Genomic DNA, 2,579 nt, shown 5'->3' with positions numbered 1-2,579 from the left:
CCCGCCGAGGAGCTGCTGTGCGGCCTGTTCGCTGAGACCCTGCACCTGGACCGGGTCGGCGCCGACGACGACTTCTTCAACCTCGGCGGCGACTCCCTGCTGGCCATGCGACTGATCGCCCGCGTGCAGGCCGTGCTGGACGTCGAGGTGAACATCCGCGAGCTGTTCGCCGCGCCGACCCCGGCGGGCATCGCCAGGCTGGCCTCCGGCGGCGGGAGCGCCCGTACCCCCCTGGTGGCCGGGCAGCGGCCCGAGGAGATCCCGCTGTCGTTCGGGCAGACCCGCATGTGGTTCCTCAACCGGTTGCAGGAGGGCAGCGCGGTCTACAACATGCCGATGGCGCTGCGGCTGCGCGGTGACCTGGACCGGGACGCGCTGCGAGCCGCGCTGAAGGACGTGGCACAGCGGCACGAGACCCTGCGCACGGTGTTCCCCGACCGGGACGGGGTGCCCTTCCAGAAGATCCTGGACGGCGGCCCCGAGCTCGTGGTGCGTGCGACCAGCGAGCGGGACCTCGCGGACCTGCTGGCGGCCGAGGCGGCACRTGGCTTCGACGTACGCAGCGAGCCGCCGTGGCGGGCCGAGCTGCTCGTCCTGGCCGAGCGCGAGCACGTCCTGCTGCTGGTCGTGCATCACATCGCGGCCGACGGCTGGTCGATAGGAGTGCTCACCCGTGACCTGTCCACGGCCTACGCGGCGCGACTCGCCGGCCGGGAGCCGTCATGGGCGGCGCTGCCGGTCCAGTACGCCGACTTCTCGGCCTGGCAGCGCCAGATCCTGGGCAGCGAGGACGACCCGGACAGCCTGATCAGCAGGCAACTGGCGTACTGGCGGCAGTCCCTGGCCGGTCTTCCTGCCGAGCTGACGCTGCCGGTCGACCGTCCGCGCCCGGCCGTGGCCTCCTTCACCGGCGGCACTGTCCCGCTGCGCGTCAGCGCCGAGGCCCACGCCAGGCTGGCGGGGATCGCCCGGGACCGGAAGGCCACGATGTTCATGGTGGTGCAGGCGGCGGTCGCGCTGCTGCTGTCCCGCCTGGGCGCGGGCACCGACATCCCGCTCGGCACCGTCATCGCGGGCCGGGGCGACCCTGCGTTGGATGGCCTGGTCGGCTTCTTCGTCAACACGCTGGTGCTGCGCACCGATGCCGGCGGCGACCCGTCGTTCAGTGACCTGGTCGCCCGGGTTCGCGAGGTGAACCTGGCCGCCTACGCCCACCAGGACGTGCCGTTCGAGCGGCTGGTGGAGGAGCTGCAACCGGACCGATCGCTGGCCCGGCACCCGCTGTTCCAGGTCATGATGACCTTCCAGACCACCCACCAGGACGGCGGCTGGGAGCTGCCGGGCCTGTCCGTCCAACCACAGCGGTCGAGCTCCGACGCCGCCAGGTTCGACCTGTCCTTCACCGTCGGGGAACACCACACCGCCGGCGGCGCACCCGCCGGGCTGGACGGGGCGGTCGGCTACTCGGCCGACCTGTTCGACCGGGCGACGGCCGAGAAGCTGGCTGGGCGGCTGGTGYGGCTGCTGGAAACGGTCGCCGCCGACCCCGCGCTGCGGGCGAGCCGGGTGCCGGTCATGGACGAGGCCGAGTGGGCCCAGGTCGTGCACGCCTGGAACGACACCGCCTGGAACGACACCGCGCTCAAGGTCTCGGACCGGACGCTGCCCGAGTTGTTCGAGGCCCAGGTGCGGCGCAGCCCGGACGCCGTCGCGGTGGTCTTCCAGGACGTAGGCCTCACCTATGCGGAGCTGGATGCGGCGGCGGGCCGACTTGCCGCGCGGCTGACCGAGCAGGGCGCCGGGCCGGAGCGGGTCGTCGCCGTGGCCCTGCCGCGGTCCGCTGAGATGCTGGTGGCGCTGCTGGCGGTGCTGAAGACCGGCGCGGCCTACCTCCCGGTAGACGTGGGATACCCGTCCTCGCGGGTGGCGTTCATGCTGGCCGACGCCGATCCCGCCGCCGTGGTCTGCACGGCCGAGACCGCCCGGGCGCTGCCCGGCCACCCGGCCGTACGGACGGTCCTGGACGACCCACGGACCGCCGAGGCCCCGGCGGCCCGGCAGCCGACCGCGTCAGGCCGGATCGACCCGCGGCACCCGGCATATGTGATCTACACCTCGGGCTCCACCGGAACACCCAAGGGCGTGGTCATCTCACACCGCAACCTGGTGACGTTCCTCGCCGCGATGCGAATCCGCCCCGGCCTCACCGAGGCCGACGTACTGCTGGCCGTGACGACGCTGGGCTTCGACATCGCCGGGCTCGAGCTGTTCCTGCCGCTGGTCGTGGGCGGGCGCGTGGTGGTGGCCGAACGCGAGGTGGCCCTGGACCCCAGGAGGCTGGCGGCGGAGATCGTACGGCACAGCGCGACGGTGCTGCAGGCTACGCCGGTGACCTGGCGGATGCTCGTCGACGACGGCTGGGCGGGCTCTCCCGGGCTGAAGGCTCTGTGCGGCGGCGAGGCCCTCCCTCCGGACCTGGCCGAGGCGATGATCGAGCGCTGCGCGCAGGTGTGGAACATGTACGGCCCGACCGAGACCACGATCTGGTCGACCTGCCGGCAGTTGACGGCGGGCGGCGG

The 2,579-nt window shown here is 73.0% G+C and carries 1 protein-coding gene; it reads left to right on the top strand.

Features of this window, described 5'->3' with window-relative positions; translation table 11 throughout:
* Window positions 1-2,579: condensation domain-containing protein (locus Manayef4_RS02545; protein ID WP_139139971.1), on the top strand; the 2,579-nt coding region annotated here is incomplete at both ends.

Source organism: Frankia sp. CgMI4 (assembly GCF_001756285.1).
Lineage (GTDB): Bacteria > Actinomycetota > Actinomycetes > Frankiales > Frankiaceae > Frankia > Frankia casuarinae.
Note: the sequence above shows the minus strand (reverse complement) of the source record. Positions and strands in the feature narration are given on the sequence as shown.